Below are 16666 nucleotides of genomic sequence, written 5' to 3' on the forward strand. Positions count from 1 at the left end.
CATGGCTTACATCGATATTTTTGTAGCGCCGGTGCCAACCGCCAATCGTGAGCAGTACAAAAAACACTGTGAAATCGCCGCGAAGCTGTTCAAGGAATATGGTGCACAGGGCGTGGTTCAGTGCTGGGGCGATGACGTGCCGGAGGGCAAAGTCACCTCATTTCCGATGGCGGTCAAACTCAAGGAGGGCGAGACGGTATCGGCTGGCTGGCTGATCTGGCCCGACAAGGCCACTCGCGACGCTGGCATGGGCAAAATGATGGAAGATCCGCGCATGCAACCGGACGTCAATCCAATGGGGTTTGATGGCCAGCGGATGATCTTTGGTGGCTTTAAAAATATTCTTGAGTCCTGAACCCGATTTTGGAATGGACAAGATTCATGCTTCACCACAAAACCCTGTGGGAGCGAGCCTGCTCGCGAATGCAGTGTGTCAGTCGACAAAAAGGTCACTGATACTCCGCTTTCGCGAGCAGGCTCGCTCCCACAGGATTAGTGCTCACTGGCTGTGTTCACTCGGCTGAAGGGGTGATGCGGCAGCTTTTACGGTTGCGGATCTGCTCGTCCGTCGGGCGTTCGCGGACGAATTCGAAGCGCGGCTCACCTTCGCTGTAATGCACCAGCCAGCCCCATTCCAGTTCACTTTCATCCTGCCCGGGATTGGGCGGGCGGGCCCACCACGGTTCTTTGCTGAGGATCGCGCGCATGGCGGCCTCCGGTTGATGGCAATCCTTGAACTATAGCTTCCTGTCACGAGTCGTCAGATCAGGCTGTGTAGAATCCGGCGGATCACTTTGAACAGGGGAGCAGGGCCATGACCGAAGAAGCGAAGCGACTGTTTTTCGCCCTCGATTGCCCGGCGGTGCAACGCAAGGCAATTGCTCAGTGGCGCGGGGAGTTGGGTTTACGCACCGGTAAGCCGGTGCCTGCGGACAATTTTCACCTGACGCTGCTGTTTCTCGGCGCCGTGCCCTTGGCGCAGATCAACGAAGTCTGCGAGGCCGCCGGACAAGTGCGTACGCCGGGAGAGGCCTTGAGAATTCCGCTTGATCGACTGCAGGTCTGGCATCGCCCCGGGGTGTTGTCGCTGGCGCCGGAGCAGGCGCCGCCGGCGTTGTTGCGACTAGTTTATGCGCTGGAACAGGCGATGTTGCCGTTCGGTTTTGAAGAGACGCCCCGCGAGTTTCGTCCGCATCTGACCCTGGCCCGAGACTACCGTGCGCCAGAGCCGGAATCTGCTACGCCGCCAGAGTTTTTCCTGCGCGCTGAACGTTTTGCCTTGTTCGAATCGCACAAAGGGCGCTACCGGATCCTGCAGGACTGGTCGCTGATCTGAGGCACAAAAAAAGGCGCCCGAGGGCGCCTGAAATTCACCTTGACCGAGGAAGCCAGGTGAGGCCGTTCATTGCAGGGTGCAGCGGTGGTAAGGCGCTGCGTGAACGGGAAATCTTTACACTGCATCGCTTTACTGTGGGAGCGAGCCTGCTCGCGAAGGCGTCGGAACATCCAACATTTTCAGCGCCTGTCCTACCGCTTTCGCGAGCAGGCTCGCTCCCACATTTGGATTTTCGCTGGCTTACTTACCGAGTTTCACTCGGGTCCAGCCACGGGTCATGATTCGCTGGGTGGCAATCGGCTGATCCGGCACCGCATACAGCGTCGCCATCACCGCTTGCGACGGGTACGAACCCGGGTCGTTGCGGATCGCTTCATCCACCAATGGCGTCGCCGCCGCGTTGGCGTTGCTGTAGCCGTTGCTGTTGGTGATCTCGGCGATGATCTCCGGGCGCATCAGGAAGTCCATGAACAGGTAGGCGTTCTCGACGTTCGCCGCATCGCGCGGGATCGCGACCATGTCGTAGAAGCTGCCGGCGCCTTCCTTGGGAATGCTGTAGTCGATCACCACGTTGTTGCCCGATTCCACCGCGCGGGCCTTGGCCTGCAGCACGTCGCCGGAGTAACCGACCGCGACGCAGATGTTGCCGTTGGCCAGATCCGAGATGTATTTCGAGGAGTGGAAGTACGCCACGTTCGGGCGGATCTTCATGAACAGCGCCTCGGCTTCCTTGATGTGCGCGGTGTCCTTGTCGTTCACCGGGTAGCCCAGGTAGTGCAGGGCGGCCGGGATCATTTCAGTCGGCGAATCGAGGAAACTGATGCCGCAGGCTTTGAGTTTTTCAGCGTTTTCCGGTTTGAACAGCAAGTCCCAGGAATTGGTCGGGGCGTTGGCGCCGAGCACTTCCTTGACCTTGGCCGGGTTGAAACCGATGCCGATCGAGCCCCACATGTACGGGAACGCGTGGGCGTTGTCCGGATCACTGGCAGCGGCGTTTTTCAGCAGCACCGGGTTGAGATTCTTCCAGTTCGGCAGCTTGGATTTGTCCAGCGTCTGATAGACGCCGGCCTTGATCTGCTTGGCCAGGAAACTGTTCGACGGCACGACCAGGTCGTAGCCGGATTTGCCCGCCAGCAAACGCGCCTCAAGGGTTTCGTTGCTGTCGAAGACGTCGTAGGTCACGCGGATGCCGGTCTCGTCTTCGAACTTCTTGACCGTATCCGGCGCGATGTAATCGGACCAGTTGTAAACACGCAGCACCTTGTCGTTGGCCTGGGCGCCCATGACCATTGCGCCCATTAAGGACAGTGTCAGCAGAGTCCTGCCAAACATTTTCATCGGTACAACTCCATTCTTTTTATTCACGTTACGCAAAGCCCCCGAACCCCCTCCCGAGGGAGAGGGTTAGGGATACAGGTTAAGCGGTTGCTGCGGATTGCTGAGGCTGCCACGACTCGTTTGCGGTCTGATCCATCGCTTCCTGAATCGCTCGTTTGCGATTGGCTTCTGCCTTGCGGCCGAAGTACCAGACCAGGAAGGTCACCAGTGACACCGCCAGCAGAATCAGGCTGGCCACGGCGTTAATCTCAGGCTTGACGCCCAGACGCACCGCCGAGAACACTTCCATCGGCAGGGTCGTCGAACCCGGCCCGGAAACGAAGCTCGCCAACACCAGGTCATCCAGCGACAAGGCAAACGACATCATCCCGCCCGCCGCCAGCGACGGCGCGATCATTGGAATGGTGATCAGGAAAAACACCTTGAACGGTTTCGCGCCGAGATCCATCGCCGCTTCTTCGATCGATAGATCCAGTTCCCGTAAGCGCGCGGAGACTACCACCGCGACATAAGCGGCACAAAACGTGGTGTGGGCGATCCAGATCGTGACAATGCCACGCTCCTGCGGCCAGCCGATCAACTGCGCCATGGCCACGAACAGCAGCAACAGCGACAGACCGGTGATCACTTCAGGCATCACCAACGGCGCGGTGACCAGACCACCGAACAGCGTGCGACCCTTGAAACGCGTGACGCGAGTCAGCACGAAAGCGGCGAGGGTGCCCAGCGCCACGGCAGCAATCGCCGTGTAGCAGGCGATTTCCAGCGAGCGCACCACCGAGCCCATCAGTTGCGTGTTGTCGAGCAAACCGACGTACCACTTCACCGACCAACCGCCCCACACCGTCACCAGTTTCGAGGCGTTGAACGAGTAGATCACCAGAATCAGCATCGGCAGATAAATGAACATCAGACCGAAGATCAGCATGAACTTGGAAAATCCGAAGCGTTTCATCCCCGTGCCTCCATCTCTTTGGCCTGGCTGCGGTTGAACAGCAGAATCGGCACAATCAGGATCAACAGCATCACCACCGCCAAGGCAGACGCCACCGGCCAGTCGCGGTTATTGAAGAACTCTTGCCACAGCACGCGACCGATCATCAGGGTCTCCGGGCCACCCAACAGTTCCGGAATCACGAACTCACCGACCACCGGAATGAACACCAGCATGCAGCCTGCGATGATGCCGTTCTTGGCCAGCGGCACGGTGATTTTCCAGAAGTTGTTGAAGTTGCTCGAACCCAGGTCCTGCGCGGCTTCCAGCAGACTGCCATCGTGCTTGACGAGGTTGGCGTACAGCGGCAACACCATGAACGGCAGGTAGGCGTAGACCACGCCGATATACACGGCCGTGTTGGTGTTGAGGATCTCGATCGGGTGATCGGTCAGCCCCGTCCACATCAGAAACGCGTTGAGCAGACCGTTGTTGCTGAGGATGCCCATCCACGCATAAACGCGGATCAGGATCGCGGTCCAGGTCGGCATCATGATCAACAGTAGCAGGACGTTTTGCGTTTCCTTGCCGGTCTTGGTGATCGCGTAGGCCATCGGGAAACCGATCAGCAGGCACATCATCGTGCTCAGTGCCGCCACCTTCAGCGAACCGAGGTAGGCCGAAAGATACAGCTCGTCTTCGCCGAGCATGGTGTAGTTGCCGATGTTGAGCATCAGCTGGAATTTCTGTTCGGCGTAGGTGTAGATCTCCGAGTACGGCGGGATCGACAGCGCGGCTTCCGAGAAACTGATCTTCATCACCAGAAAGAACGGCAGCATGAAGAACAGGAACAGCCAGATGAACGGAATGCCGATCACCAGTTTTCGCCCGCTGGGCACCAGGCGCAGGAATTGCTGATTGAAGGTTCTCATGAGCGCAGTACCACGCCGCTGTCGTCTTCCCACCAGACGTAAACCTTGTCGTCCCAGGTCGGTCGCGCGCCACGGCGTTCGGCGTTGGCCATGAACGACTGGACGATTTTGCCGCCGGGCAATTCGACGTAGAACACCGAGTGACCGCCGAGGTAGGCGATGTCATGCACCTTGCCTTCGGACCAGTTGTAGCGGAACTCCGGCTTGGTCGTGCTGACAAGCATTTTTTCCGGACGGATCGCGTAGGTGACCGATTTGTCCTGCACCGAAGTGCTGACGCCGTGACCGACGTAGATCTTCTGCTGCAAGTCCGGGCTGTGGATGATCGCGTGACCTTCAAGGTCTTCCACCACGGTGCCGTCGAAGGCGTTCACGTTACCGATGAACTCGCAGACCATGCGGCTGACCGGCGCTTCATAAATGTCGACCGGGCTGCCGATCTGGGCGATCCAGCCGAGGTGCATGATCGCGATGCGCTCGGCCATGGTCATGGCCTCTTCCTGGTCGTGAGTCACCATCACGCAGGTTACGCCGACGCGTTCGATGATCTGCACCAGTTCCAGTTGCATCTGCGAACGCAGCTTTTTATCCAGCGCGCCCATCGGCTCGTCGAGCAGCAACAGCTTCGGACGCTTGGCCAGCGAGCGGGCGAGGGCGACGCGCTGACGCTGACCGCCGGACAACTGGTGCGGACGGCGTTTGGCGTATTGGGTCATGTGCACCAGACGCAGCATTTCATCGACACGGGCGTCGATTTCACTGGCCGGCAAACGGTCCTGCTTGAGGCCGAAGGCGATGTTCTGCGCGACGGTCATGTGTGGGAACAGCGCGTAGGACTGGAACATCATGTTGATCGGCCGCTCGTACGGCGGCATGTCGGTGATGTCCACGCCGTCGAGCAGAATCCGCCCTTCGGTCGGCCGCTCGAAACCGGCGAGCATGCGCAGCAGGGTCGATTTGCCCGAACCGGAGCCGCCGAGCAGGGCGAAGATTTCGCCCTGATGGATCTCCAGGGACACATCGTCCACGGCCACGGTTTCGTCGAACTTCTTGGTGACACGATCGACTTTCACCAGCACCTTTTTCGGTTGCTGATGACCTTCAAGTGCCTTCCTGTAAGTGCTGGAGGCGTTTGCCATGTGAAACTCCCAACAGGTTTCGTTCGCCTGGCCAATGTGGCCGGGCTTAAGTGGATTGCAAGCCTGTAAGCGCAATCTCAGTCATTACACATCCCCTGTAGGAGTGAGCCTGCTCGCGATGAGGCCATGTCAGTCGACATCTCTGTTGACTGGTCTATTGCTATCGCGAGCAGGCTCACTCCTACAGGGGAATTGCGCATGCCTGACTGACCTTGCACTGCCGAGGGCTTGGTCGGCGCCGCCGTCCTGGCTGCCTGGGTCGTACTTGTTGTTATTACGGGTGTTGTTGTTCACGAATGACGGATGCGCAAAGGCACACCCGACGTCCGTGGGGGCAGTAAATCGTTACGGATTCTTGGGTTGAGTCAGCGCTGGTTGCGCCGCGTCGCCCGTTGCCGGCAAGCCGCGCCGAAGGCCTGGAAAATCTTCAGGTAGTTCGGGTTATCGAGCACTTGCCATTCCGGGTGCCATTGCACGCCGAGGGCGAAGGTCGGGCTGTGCTCGACCGAGATCGCCTCGATCAAACCGTCCGGCGCCACCGCTTCGGCACGCAGGCCGGGCGCGAGACGATCGATGCCCTGGCTGTGAATCGAATTGACCTGGAACTCACCCGGCAACCCCAGCGCTTCGAACACGCCGCCGCTCAATACCGTCACCGCGTGAGCCGGTGCGTATTGCACGGCCACGTCAGGGCTGTCGGCTTCACGGTGATCGAGCATGCCCGGCAGCTCATGCACCTTCTGATGCAGGCTGCCGCCGAACGCCACGTTCATTTCCTGGAAGCCCCGGCAAATGCCGAGCACCGGAACGCCCGCCGCAATGGCTGCACGCAATAAAGGAAGGGTGGTGGCATCCCGCGCCGGATCGTGATCCGTGCCGGGGGCGCTGGCCGGGCCTTGATAGTGGAAAGGTTCCACGTTCGAGGGCGAGCCGGTCAGCAGCAGACCGTCGAGTTGACCGAGCAGGTCTTCGATTTCAGTCAGGTTGCCAAGGGAAGGAATGACCACTGGCAACCCGTTAGCGCCAACGCTGACAGCACGTACGTACTTGTCGCCGCTGATGTGATAGGGGTGCAGGCCAATCTGTTTGACGCACGCAGTAACGCCGATCAATGGCTTGAATGCCATTTTTATTCACCTCGAAGTTTGACACTTGAACGAGCTTTTCCGGAGCTTAGCCTCGTTGATTTTAATTAACAACTGCCATGTAAAAAATTCTAAACGCCGTTCATCAAATCTTCATGATTCTCGGGGCTGTGGCGCCTGAATTGGCACGCAGGTGTTAAAAAAAACCCGAAAAATAAACCCTGAGCGCCCATCTGTTCGCTATTGACTTCACTTTGCCGTTCGGGTTGACTGGCTCGGCGAAACAGCAGTGAACATAATAATTAACAGCTAAATAGGTGCATCATGTCGGTCCCTCTGCGTACCGTTCAACTCAACGAAGCAAACGCATTCCTTAAGAAATATCCTGAGGTTTTGTACGTCGACCTTCTGATTGCGGATATGAACGGTGTGGTGCGCGGCAAGCGCATCGAACGCACCAGTCTTCATAAGGTTTACGAGAAAGGCATCAACCTGCCGGCCTCGCTTTTCGCGCTCGATATCAATGGCTCCACGGTGGAAAGCACCGGCCTGGGTCTGGACATCGGCGACGCTGACCGTATTTGCTACCCGATCCCCGGCACCCTGAGCATCGAGCCGTGGCAGAAGCGCCCCACCGCACAACTCTTGATGACCATGCACGAGATCGAAGGCCAGCCGTTCTTCGCTGACCCGCGTGAAGTGCTGGCCAACGTCGTGCGCAAATTCGACGACCTCGGCCTGACCATTTGCGCGGCGTTCGAACTCGAGTTCTACCTGATCGATCAGGACAACGTGAACGGCCGTCCGCAATCGCCACGTTCGCCGGTGTCCGGCAAGCGTCCGGTGTCGACTCAGGTGTACCTGATCGACGACCTCGACGAATACGTCGATTGCCTGCAAGACATCCTCGAAGGCGCGAAAGAGCAGGGCATCCCGGCTGACGCGATCGTCAAGGAAAGCGCCCCGGCGCAGTTCGAAGTCAACCTGCATCACGTCTCCGACCCGATCAAGGCGTGCGACTACGCCGTCCTGCTCAAGCGTCTGGTGAAGAACATCGCCTACGACCATGAGATGGACACCACCTTCATGGCCAAGCCGTATCCGGGCCAGGCGGGCAACGGTCTGCACGTGCACATTTCGATCCTGGACAAAGAGGGCAACAACATCTTTGCCAGCGAGGATCCCGAGCAGAACGCCGCACTGCGTCACGCGATCGGCGGTGTGCTGGAGACCCTGCCTGCGCAAATGGCGTTCCTCTGCCCGAACGTCAACTCGTACCGCCGCTTTGGCGCGCAATTCTACGTACCGAATTCGCCGAGCTGGGGCATCGACAACCGCACCGTTGCGGTCCGTGTGCCAACCGGTTCGGCCGACGCTGTGCGTATCGAGCATCGCGTTGCCGGCGCTGACGCCAACCCGTACTTGCTGATGGCTTCGGTGCTGGCCGGTATTCACCACGGTCTGACCAATCAGATCGAGCCGGGCGCCCCGGTGGAAGGCAACAGCTACGAGCAAAACGAACAGAGCCTGCCGAACAACCTGCGCGATGCACTGCGCGAGCTGGACGACAGCGAAGTCATGGCCCGCTACATCGACCCGATGTACATCGACGTGTTTGTTGCGTGCAAGGAAAGTGAGCTGGCCGAGTTTGAGAACTCGATTTCTGACCTTGAGTACAACTGGTATCTGCATACGGTCTGAGTGTTTGAGGGCCCCAAAGGCCAAAAGCCCCTCACCCTAACCCTCTTTCGGAGGGAGAGGGGACTGATCCGGGGATGCTCGGGCAATCCGCTGACCTGAACGATTTTTGCCGAATCCATATTCGACTCGGTCGTTCAGGTCGGTGCAACTCCCGAGACAACTCGGTCGGTCCCCTCTACCCCTGGGAGAGGGCTAGGGTGAGGGCAGCCATCCCAACCCAGACACAGCAACCCGACACCCCCAAATCCCCCCTTGTCGAGCCACAACAATGACAACGACCCGCAACGACTGGGAACAACGCTTCCAGTCCCTGACCATCGAAGCCCGCGCGTTCATCAACGGTGAATACCGCCCGGCCATCAGTGGCGACACCTTCGAATGCCTGAGCCCCGTCGACGGCCGTTTCCTCGCCTCCGTGGCCAGCACCGATGAAGCCGACGCCAACCTCGCCGTTGAAGTTGCGCGCCAGTCTTTTGAGTCCGGCGTGTGGGCGAAAAAGGCCCCGGCCGAGCGCAAGCGCATTCTGATTCGCTTCGCCGATCTGATCCTGCAGAACCAGGAAGAACTGGCGCTGCTGGAAACCCTCGACATGGGTAAACCGATCAGCGATTCGATGAACATCGACATCCCGGCGACCGCCAACGCGATCCGCTGGAGTGCCGAAGCCATCGACAAGATCTACGACGAAGTTGCTGCCACGCCGCACGACCAACTCGGTCTGGTCACCCGTGAACCCTCCGGCGTGGTTGCGGCCATTGTGCCGTGGAACTTCCCGCTGATCATGGCCAGCTGGAAATTCGCGCCGGCCCTGGCGGCGGGCAACTCGTTCATTCTGAAACCTTCGGAAAAGTCGCCGCTGACCGCGATCCGCATCGCTCAACTTGCGCTGGATGCCGGCATTCCGAAAGGCGTGTTCAACGTTCTGCCAGGCTTCGGCCACACCGTCGGCAAGGCGCTGGCGTTGCACATGGACGTCGATGTGCTGGCCTTCACCGGCTCCACGGCGATTGCCAAGCAACTGATGATTTATGCCGGGCAAAGCAACATGAAACGCGTCTGGCTCGAAGCCGGGGGCAAGAGCCCGAACGTGGTGTTTGCCGACGCCCCGGACTTGCGCGCGGCAGCACAAGCAGCGGCCGGCGCCATTGCCTTCAACCAGGGCGAAGTGTGCACCGCCGGTTCGCGTCTGCTGGTCGAGCGCTCGATTCGCGAGCAATTCATTCCGCTGTTGGTGGAAGCGCTGCAAGCGTGGAAGCCGGGTCATTCACTCGATCCGGCGACCACCGTCGGTGCCGTGGTCGATCAGCGTCAACTCGACAATGTGCTGCGCTACATCAGCATCGGTCGCGAGCAGGGCGCCGAACTGATCGCTGGCGGCCAACGCACCCTCGAAGAAACCGGCGGCCTCTATGTGCAACCGGCGCTGTTCGACGGCGTGACCAACGCGATGACCATCGCCCAGGAAGAAATCTTCGGCCCGGTGCTGTCGCTGATCACCTTCGACACCGCCGAAGAAGCGCTGCAGATCGCCAACGACAGCATCTTCGGCCTCGCTGCCGGCGTGTGGACCAGCAACCTCAGCAAGGCGCACACCTTCGCTCGTGGCCTGCGTGCCGGCAGCGTCTGGGTCAACCAGTACGACGGCGGCGACATGACCGCACCGTTCGGTGGTTTCAAGCAGTCGGGCAACGGTCGCGATAAATCGCTGCACGCGTTCGACAAGTACACCGAGCTGAAAGCGACCTGGATCAAGCTCTGACTCTATTACAGCGGTGGTCGCCTTCTATTGGCGGCCCTCGGAGAAACGTATGAAACAGCAACACGTAAACAGCTACTACGCCGCCACTCGCAACGAAGTCATCGACTTTCCGGTTCTGGAAGAGTCGGTCGAGTGCGATGTCTGCATTATCGGCGCCGGCTACACCGGCCTGTCCTCGGCGCTGTTCCTCACCGAAGCCGGCTACAAAGTGACGGTGCTGGAAGCGGCGAAAGTCGGCTACGGCGCCAGTGGTCGCAACGGCGGTCAACTGGTCAACTCGTATAGCCGCGACGTCGACGTGATCGAAGAGCGCTACGGCGACAAGACTGCGGAAATCCTCGGCAGCATGATCTTCGAAGGTGCCGACATCATCCGTTCGCGCATCAAGGAATACGACATCAAATGCGACTACCGCCCGGGCGGTATCTTCGCAGCGATGAACAAGAAACAACTCAACGGTCTGGCTGAGCAGAAGCGCGGCTGGGAGCGTTATGGCAACCGCAATCTGAAGATGCTCGACGCAGCGGATATCCGTCGTGAAGTTGGCTCCGATGCTTACGTTGGTGGTCTGCTCGACATGCAGGGCGGCCACGTTCACCCGCTGAACCTGGCCCTCGGTGAAGCGGCTGCGATCACGCGTTTGGGCGGCAAGATCTACGAGCAATCAGCGGCTGTAGAAATCAAATACGGCGAGCCCAACGTCGTGCGCACCGCCAAAGGTCAGGTCCGCGCCAAGTACTTGCTGATCGCCGGCAACGCTTATCTGCCGCAAGGTCTCGACAACCGCGTGACCGCGAAAAGCATGCCGTGCGGCTCGCAGATCGTTGTCACCGAGCCGTTGACCGAAAAACAGGCGCGCAGCCTGATCACCAACAACTACTGCGTCGAAGACTGCAATTACCTGCTGGATTACTACCGCCTCACCGCCGACAACCGTCTGCTTTACGGCGGCGGCGTGGTCTACGGCGCGCGGGAACCGGACGACATCGAACAACTGATCCGCCCGAAGATCCTCAAGACCTTCCCGCAGCTCAAAGACGTGAAAATCGACTACCGCTGGACCGGCAACTTCCTGCTGACCATGTCACGCATGCCGCAATTCGGTCGCATCGAAAAGAACGCCTACTACATGCAAGGCTACAGCGGCCACGGCGTCACCTGCTCGCACCTGGCCGGCAAGCTGATCTCGGAAATGATCCGCGGCGACGCTGAACGTTTCGATGCGTTTGCATCGCTGCCGCACATGCCAATGCTCGGTGGCCGCACCTTCTCCGCGCCACTGACCGCCCTCGGCGCCGTCTACTACTCGCTGCGCGACCGTTTCGGCATCTAGGTTACCTCCCCGGCGGTGGCCCAAGACCCCGCCGGTTTTTTTACATGACACACCGAAGCTCCAACTGTAGGCCTTCGCCTGCTCGCGATGAGGCCAGCCCAGTCATCCTCCCTCCCACAGAAACACCTGGAACCCTGTGGGAGTCTGGCTTGCCAGCGATGACGGCCTGACAACCGCCACTAAGCCAACTGACAAAAAAGAGATCCAACTGTGGGAGCGAGCCTGCTCGCGAAGAGGTCATATCAGCCAACATCCCCGTCGTCCGACACACCGCTTTCGCGAGCAGGCTCGCTCCCACAGTGCCCGCATTACCAAGGCAGGAAGGACTTTTGCCGCACCGTCCATCGAACCTGCTGAGCAACACCGGCAAACGTGATTTAATAGCCGCCTTTCACGGTTCCGGGACACGGGAGCAACGTGATCCGCGCCCCTCGCGCGGCACCCGCCACCCACCCCCCATTACCCGTGGGTCTGCGCGAGAACCGCCGAGCGGCGATCAGGCAAGGCAAAAACAGGCGAGGAAGCGGAGTGTAGGGCCCTACATGAGCATTCCGAGCCTGTTTTTAACGCAGCATGATCGTCGCGCAGGCAGTTTTCGCGCAGAGCCTAAGTACTTCTCACATAAGGCAGTCATGGATACGGGTTCTCGACTCAAACTAGTACGCGAAAGCTACAAACTCTCCCAGCGCGAGCTGGCCCGGCGTAGCGGCGTGACCAATGCCACCATCTCCCTGATCGAACAGAATCGCGTCAGCCCCTCCGTCAGCTCATTGAAAAAGCTGCTCGAAGGCATACCGATGTCCCTGGCCGACTTCTTCACCTTCGACCAACCCCCGCGCGAACACCAATACGTCTTCCGCGCCAACGAACAACCCGACCTCGGCCGCCACGGCCTGCGCCTGCTGCTGATTGGCGCCTCGGTGCCAAGTCGCCAGATGCGCCTGCTGCGCGAGCAATACGCACCGGGCGCGAGTTCGGGGGAAGAGCCGATTGTGCATGCGGAAGGCGAGGAGTGTGGGTTGGTGACGCGGGGCACGGTTGAGTTGACCGTGGATGGGTCGGTGAGTGTGTTGAATGCCGGGGATGGGTATTATTTTCCGACGACGCTGCCGCATAAGTTCCGGAATATAGGGGCGGATGAGGCGGAGATTATTAGTGCGAATACGCCGGCGAATTTTTAAAGGCGATACCGATTAGTTTTGGTGTTAATTGATACGGCCCGGCAGCGGCCTATGTGCCGGGTTATCAATGCGGATTAAACTGGCTCGATGAACCATCTTCTGTCCAGTTCTCTAATGGTAAGCCCTGGCGTTTTTTTAAGCTCCTTGTGAAAGGCTTCTATTAATTCGCTGTAGTGGGATTCGATGTCTTTTACTTGCCCGTTTGCCATTTTTACGGTGCTGATGTTTGCGCCATTGAGAACTCGCCGGTCTAATATTGGCGCTAAATCAATGAGGTGTGCTGATAGTAAGGCAGATGCGTAGGAGGGACCTAGCCCTCTGATTTTGCTTGAGCTTTCTTGTGTTAATTTTATAAAGGCTGTACATGCTATGGAGAAATCATTCAGCTCTGTCGGGTCCAGCGTTGATAGTGTTTTTTTATTGAAAGTGTCTTTGATTTCTTTTAGTGCCAGACTGTAGTGGTTAAGTTTGTCTTGAAGGGTTGATGGTGGCTCTGTAATTGACGCGTTACCACCTTTAAAGTTACTAACGTATAAGAGATCAATTATGGATAGTTCATGTGGTTGCTTTTTTTTATCTATGTATTTTGTGAAGTGAGCCAGCGCTTCGTTTAACATGTTCCACGTGGTTTCGGGTTTTCTTGCCATTTATTTTTTACCTCTGTATTAGTAGCTGGCTTGTGAAGGAGTTGTTTTTTTGTACTGGATTGATAGGGGATAGACTATTCGCTTTGCTCCGTGAAAGGCAGTGAGGGTGTTTCAAGGTTTTGAATTCTATCTTACTGCCCATCATAAAAAAATGGGATATCGAAAGACCGTAGTGGAGCTTTTTGTAGTCGCCCTTGAAGGTTGAAATGTAACCAGCAACCAGGCATTACTAAAAGATCTTGCTACAGTGAAACTGTGTCGCAGGACTAGAGATCTCTGGTGCTGCTATTTTAGAATCTTTTGATTAGTATTGTTAAAAATTATCTGGGTTTTTGTTTGGTTCTGCTGGATTTTAAGTCGGGCTCTCATGGTGCAATGTGGATAAAATAATTTAATTTATCTCTGTTATGGTCAATGTAGTAGGGTGGAGTTTGGTGATTGCAAGTTGGAAAGTTCTATTGTGCTTGCGGAATTTCCACACTGGCAGAGATTTATCCGCGCTTTTCATGGTTGCGATGCTGCTTTCGGAATCTGGTAGTTTTAGTTTAAGTCTTACAGTGTAGTTCGATTCAAATTCGCTGAAGTAGTCGATGCTGATGCGGATGCCTAATTGTTCATCTTGCCAAGGAATTTCGCGAGTCAGTTCTTGAGTTATAGGTTTGAAAGGTGAAGGTATTTCATTAATGGTTTTGTTGATTTCTATATATTTTTTCTGTAGGTCATTATATTTTTCGAGCGTTACATATTTTCCATCTATTTGAGAGCGAGGTACATAATTTCTTTCAATCTCGTCTTTTTTTAAGTAATCTGAAGAGATGGTTGACCTGGTTATATAGTTTGTTTCGACATCTTTTCGGAGGAGGTATTTTTCGTTGATGTCGGTTTTATATTCTACTGAGTTTGCTGGCACAAGTTTGAAGTCGAAGTATTTTAATACGGCACCTGCGGCGCCTATTAGTACGACGAGGGCGGTTATAAATGTAGGCAGCTTGATTGTGATTGGTTCGATCCCAGTACTCATTCTTTAGTCCTTCTGGTGGTTGCTTGTATTTTGTTCGCTTCATAACGGTGTTCTTCGTTAATTACTGCGGAACAGAGTCAGATCTATTTTTTTAACTTAGTCATAGAGTGGTATTAGAGTGCCATTATTTTTACGCAATTGGAAGAGATGCACTTCATGTATCGCTGGATGCATAGGGAATTGTTACATTCGGTTAAGGGGGGCATAGTAAATCGTGAGACAGTTCCTTCGAGCATGGGTATTTCCATCTGAGTGTTTCAATCCTCACAGTTGAGGGGCGTCGAGACACAGAATCTGTTCCATTTGTGACCATTCGTCCGGCGCACCGCACCTTCGCCGCACACCTTCTTCCAATGCTGTAACTCCCCACGCAAAGGAAGAGCCAACATGCTAAATCATAAAATCGCGGTGTTAACCCTCGCGGCATTTCTGTCCGGCAGTTCGCTGCACGCGATCGCTGCCGGCGAAACGCCGACTCCGACAGCGAACGACGGCAACAGCCAGACTCGTGAACCGGCGTCTCCAGCCACCAATGCCGACCCGGATGCCAATTCGCTGCCCAAGGGCGGTGATGGTGGCAAGACCGACAATGGGCCAGTGCCTTCTGCCTCCAAGCCCAGCCCTGCGGGACAACCGTCCGGTAGCAGCAGTGGTGGTAATGGCGGTGGTTAATGGAATTCGCGCACTAAAAAGCCCGGTCTTTTTGAGCCGGGCTTTTCTTTGCCTGTCGCGAACGCAGATATCAGGCGTTCACTTTGCCTTCCACTGCCCGCCACCATTCTCACAATCAATCCGCGCCTGCGCCAAATGCTCCACGTCGTAGTAATACGTGGTCACCTGAGCGTTGTCGGGGATGTTCAATGCCTTGGCGTTCTTGTCCTTGCTGGTGGAATGCGGGTTGGCCAGAGATTCCTGGGTAATCGTGGCGATACATGTAGCCTGATAGTGATCGGCGCAGTGCTCGACCTTTGTTTTGGTGCTGCTGAGCATGTCTTTGCTTTCGTTGCTGCACGACCAGTCGATTGAGTTCACCGGCATGCCTTCGTATTCATAACAACTGTGGCTTTCGACCGACGGCACTGAGGCGCTGGAGGATTGGGTCTGGACGTCGCAGCCTTCGGCCATGACGCAGGTGGGGATGATGGCGAAGGTGGCGATCAGAAGCAGGAAGCGAATGTTCATCGGGGTTTCCTCTTCAATGGCGCCGGGTCTGATCAATCATGTTGGCGCTTTATAGTTTCGAGACGGCGCGGAGGAGGGAGGTTCCATCGGGTTTTTGATTTGCTCCCATGGCGTACACTGCGAAACAATCGGAAACAGTCAGCGCCCAAGGATTGGAACATTGCCCATGATCGAAATTGGCAGCCGCAACAACGCGCCCCCCTCGCAGCATCCATTCCACGACATCTACCTGTTTCACATTGACCCTGCCAAGCCAGACACGCCTTTCTGTTTCGAGCAGTCGATGGCCGGCGGGCATATGGAACATGGCGGTGCCCGCTGGTTGGCGCTGGATGAGCTGGAAGCCTGGCCCGGCGAGTGGCGTGAGCATCTGAAAAAGGCTGATTGCGCGTGGGTTGCCGAGTTGATCGATGCCAATCCAAAAGCCGATCAGGCCACATTGGTGTCGCTGATTCTTCAGCGTCATTCCGAGCCAACGAAGCCAACCGGGCGGCTTAAAGCGATCAGCAACTGGCTCAAACGCAACATCCATGTCGGCGGCCGCTATGGCGTTTAACCCACGGAGACTCTCATGACCCAGACCCTCGAACGCGCTATCGCCATCGCCGCCACGGCCCACGCCGGGCAGGTCGACAAGGGCGGTGCGCCGTACATTCTGCATCCGCTGAAAGTCATGTTACGGATGAGCACGCTGGAAGAACGCATCGTCGCCGTGCTGCACGATGTGGTTGAGGATTGCGGTGTCAGCCTCGATGACTTGCGCAAGGAAGGTTTCAGCGAGGAAGTTTTGAGCGCTATCGAATCCGTGACCAAAGTGCCGGGCGAGTCCTATGAAGATTTCGTCGACCGCGCCGCGCAGAACCCGATCGGTCGGGTGGTGAAATTGGCGGATCTGGAAGAGAACAGTGACTTGTCGCGAATTGCCTCGCCGAGTTGGGAAGATCTGGAGCGAATCGAAAAGTATCGAAGGGCGATTGCACGGTTGCGTATGTGAACGAAATCCCTGTGGGAGCGAGCCTGCTCGCGAAGGCGTCGAGTCAGTGACTTATCTGCGACTGGCAAGACGCTTTCGCGAGCA

Annotated in this window: 18 protein-coding genes; 9 read left to right on the forward strand and 9 right to left on the reverse strand. The window is 57.0% G+C overall.

Annotated elements, in window-relative coordinates:
• Position 1 precedes the first annotated feature (1 nt).
• On the forward strand, positions 2–355 hold the full coding sequence (locus HU754_RS12255) for a DUF1428 domain-containing protein (protein WP_186624599.1): 354 nt from the start codon (positions 2–4) through the stop codon (positions 353–355).
• Positions 356–512: 157 nt separating this feature from the next.
• On the opposite strand, the gene HU754_RS12260 is transcribed toward HU754_RS12255, so the two are convergent.
• A complete protein-coding gene (locus tag HU754_RS12260) occupies positions 513–707 on the reverse strand; it encodes a hypothetical protein (RefSeq protein ID WP_186624600.1) in 195 nt (64 codons plus the stop codon).
• A 107-nt stretch (positions 708–814) separates the two neighbouring features.
• On the opposite strand from HU754_RS12260, the gene thpR reads away from it, so the two are divergent.
• A complete protein-coding gene (gene thpR / locus HU754_RS12265) occupies positions 815–1336 on the forward strand; it encodes an RNA 2',3'-cyclic phosphodiesterase (protein WP_186624601.1) in 522 nt (173 codons plus the stop codon).
• A gap of 240 nt (positions 1337–1576) precedes the next feature.
• Here the strand turns inward: thpR and HU754_RS12270 are convergent, their stop codons facing one another.
• The 5 genes from HU754_RS12270 to HU754_RS12290 form a co-directional block, all read right to left on the reverse strand.
• The gene (locus tag HU754_RS12270) at positions 1577–2674 is read right to left on the reverse strand and encodes a polyamine ABC transporter substrate-binding protein (protein WP_093440814.1); all 1098 of its coding nucleotides are present in this window, start codon (positions 2672–2674) and stop codon (positions 1577–1579) included.
• Positions 2675–2753: 79 nt separating this feature from the next.
• Positions 2754–3629 carry an ABC transporter permease subunit gene (locus tag HU754_RS12275; protein ID WP_038365610.1) on the reverse strand — a complete coding sequence of 292 codons (876 nt, stop codon included), beginning with the start codon at positions 3627–3629 and terminating at the stop codon, positions 2754–2756.
• Positions 3626–4540, reverse strand: coding sequence for an ABC transporter permease subunit (locus HU754_RS12280; RefSeq protein ID WP_034155532.1), 915 nt, complete (start codon positions 4538–4540; stop codon positions 3626–3628). The genes HU754_RS12275 and HU754_RS12280 overlap by 4 nt, the downstream gene beginning before the upstream one ends.
• On the reverse strand, positions 4537–5679 hold the full coding sequence (locus HU754_RS12285) for an ABC transporter ATP-binding protein (RefSeq protein WP_077572275.1): 1143 nt from the start codon (positions 5677–5679) through the stop codon (positions 4537–4539). The genes HU754_RS12280 and HU754_RS12285 overlap by 4 nt, the downstream gene beginning before the upstream one ends.
• 365 nt (positions 5680–6044) lie before the next feature.
• Entirely contained in the window at positions 6045–6806 is a 762-nt protein-coding gene (locus HU754_RS12290; RefSeq protein ID WP_116254944.1) for a gamma-glutamyl-gamma-aminobutyrate hydrolase family protein, read from the reverse strand.
• A gap of 282 nt (positions 6807–7088) precedes the next feature.
• Here HU754_RS12290 and HU754_RS12295 point away from each other — a divergent pair, with 282 nt between their 5' ends.
• From HU754_RS12295 to HU754_RS12310, 4 genes are all read left to right on the forward strand, one after another.
• Positions 7089–8465: a glutamine synthetase family protein gene (locus HU754_RS12295; protein ID WP_007918694.1), complete on the forward strand. Its 1377-nt coding sequence runs from the start codon at positions 7089–7091 to the stop codon at positions 8463–8465.
• A 268-nt stretch (positions 8466–8733) separates the two neighbouring features.
• The gene (locus HU754_RS12300) at positions 8734–10224 is read left to right on the forward strand and encodes an aldehyde dehydrogenase (protein WP_093440797.1); all 1491 of its coding nucleotides are present in this window, start codon (positions 8734–8736) and stop codon (positions 10222–10224) included.
• A 49-nt stretch (positions 10225–10273) separates the two neighbouring features.
• Positions 10274–11557, forward strand: a complete 1284-nt coding sequence (locus HU754_RS12305) for an NAD(P)/FAD-dependent oxidoreductase (RefSeq protein ID WP_093440793.1) — start codon at positions 10274–10276, stop codon at positions 11555–11557.
• Between the two features lie 632 nt (positions 11558–12189).
• Entirely contained in the window at positions 12190–12738 is a 549-nt protein-coding gene (locus tag HU754_RS12310; protein WP_007950154.1) for a cupin domain-containing protein, read from the forward strand.
• A gap of 74 nt (positions 12739–12812) precedes the next feature.
• Here the strand turns inward: HU754_RS12310 and HU754_RS12315 are convergent, their stop codons facing one another.
• Positions 12813–13385, reverse strand: a complete 573-nt coding sequence (locus HU754_RS12315; RefSeq protein WP_186624602.1) for a hypothetical protein — start codon at positions 13383–13385, stop codon at positions 12813–12815.
• Positions 13386–13776: 391 nt separating this feature from the next.
• Positions 13777–14406 carry a hypothetical protein gene (locus tag HU754_RS12320; RefSeq protein WP_186624603.1) on the reverse strand — a complete coding sequence of 210 codons (630 nt, stop codon included), beginning with the start codon at positions 14404–14406 and terminating at the stop codon, positions 13777–13779.
• A gap of 387 nt (positions 14407–14793) precedes the next feature.
• On the opposite strand from HU754_RS12320, the gene HU754_RS12325 reads away from it, so the two are divergent.
• Complete coding sequence (locus tag HU754_RS12325) at positions 14794–15078, forward strand: hypothetical protein (RefSeq protein ID WP_186624604.1); 285 nt, start codon at positions 14794–14796, stop codon at positions 15076–15078.
• 78 nt (positions 15079–15156) lie between these two features.
• Here HU754_RS12325 and HU754_RS12330 read toward each other — a convergent pair whose 3' ends face one another.
• Positions 15157–15588 carry a hypothetical protein gene (locus HU754_RS12330; protein WP_186624605.1) on the reverse strand — a complete coding sequence of 144 codons (432 nt, stop codon included), beginning with the start codon at positions 15586–15588 and terminating at the stop codon, positions 15157–15159.
• A 166-nt stretch (positions 15589–15754) separates the two neighbouring features.
• On the opposite strand from HU754_RS12330, the gene HU754_RS12335 reads away from it, so the two are divergent.
• Positions 15755–16144 carry a hypothetical protein gene (locus HU754_RS12335; RefSeq protein WP_186624606.1) on the forward strand — a complete coding sequence of 130 codons (390 nt, stop codon included), beginning with the start codon at positions 15755–15757 and terminating at the stop codon, positions 16142–16144.
• Between the two features lie 15 nt (positions 16145–16159).
• Positions 16160–16582: an HD domain-containing protein gene (locus HU754_RS12340; RefSeq protein ID WP_093440765.1), complete on the forward strand. Its 423-nt coding sequence runs from the start codon at positions 16160–16162 to the stop codon at positions 16580–16582.
• The last annotated feature ends 84 nt before the right edge of the window (positions 16583–16666 follow it).

The organism is Pseudomonas zeae, assembly GCF_014268485.2.
GTDB lineage: Bacteria > Pseudomonadota > Gammaproteobacteria > Pseudomonadales > Pseudomonadaceae > Aquipseudomonas > Aquipseudomonas neuropathica.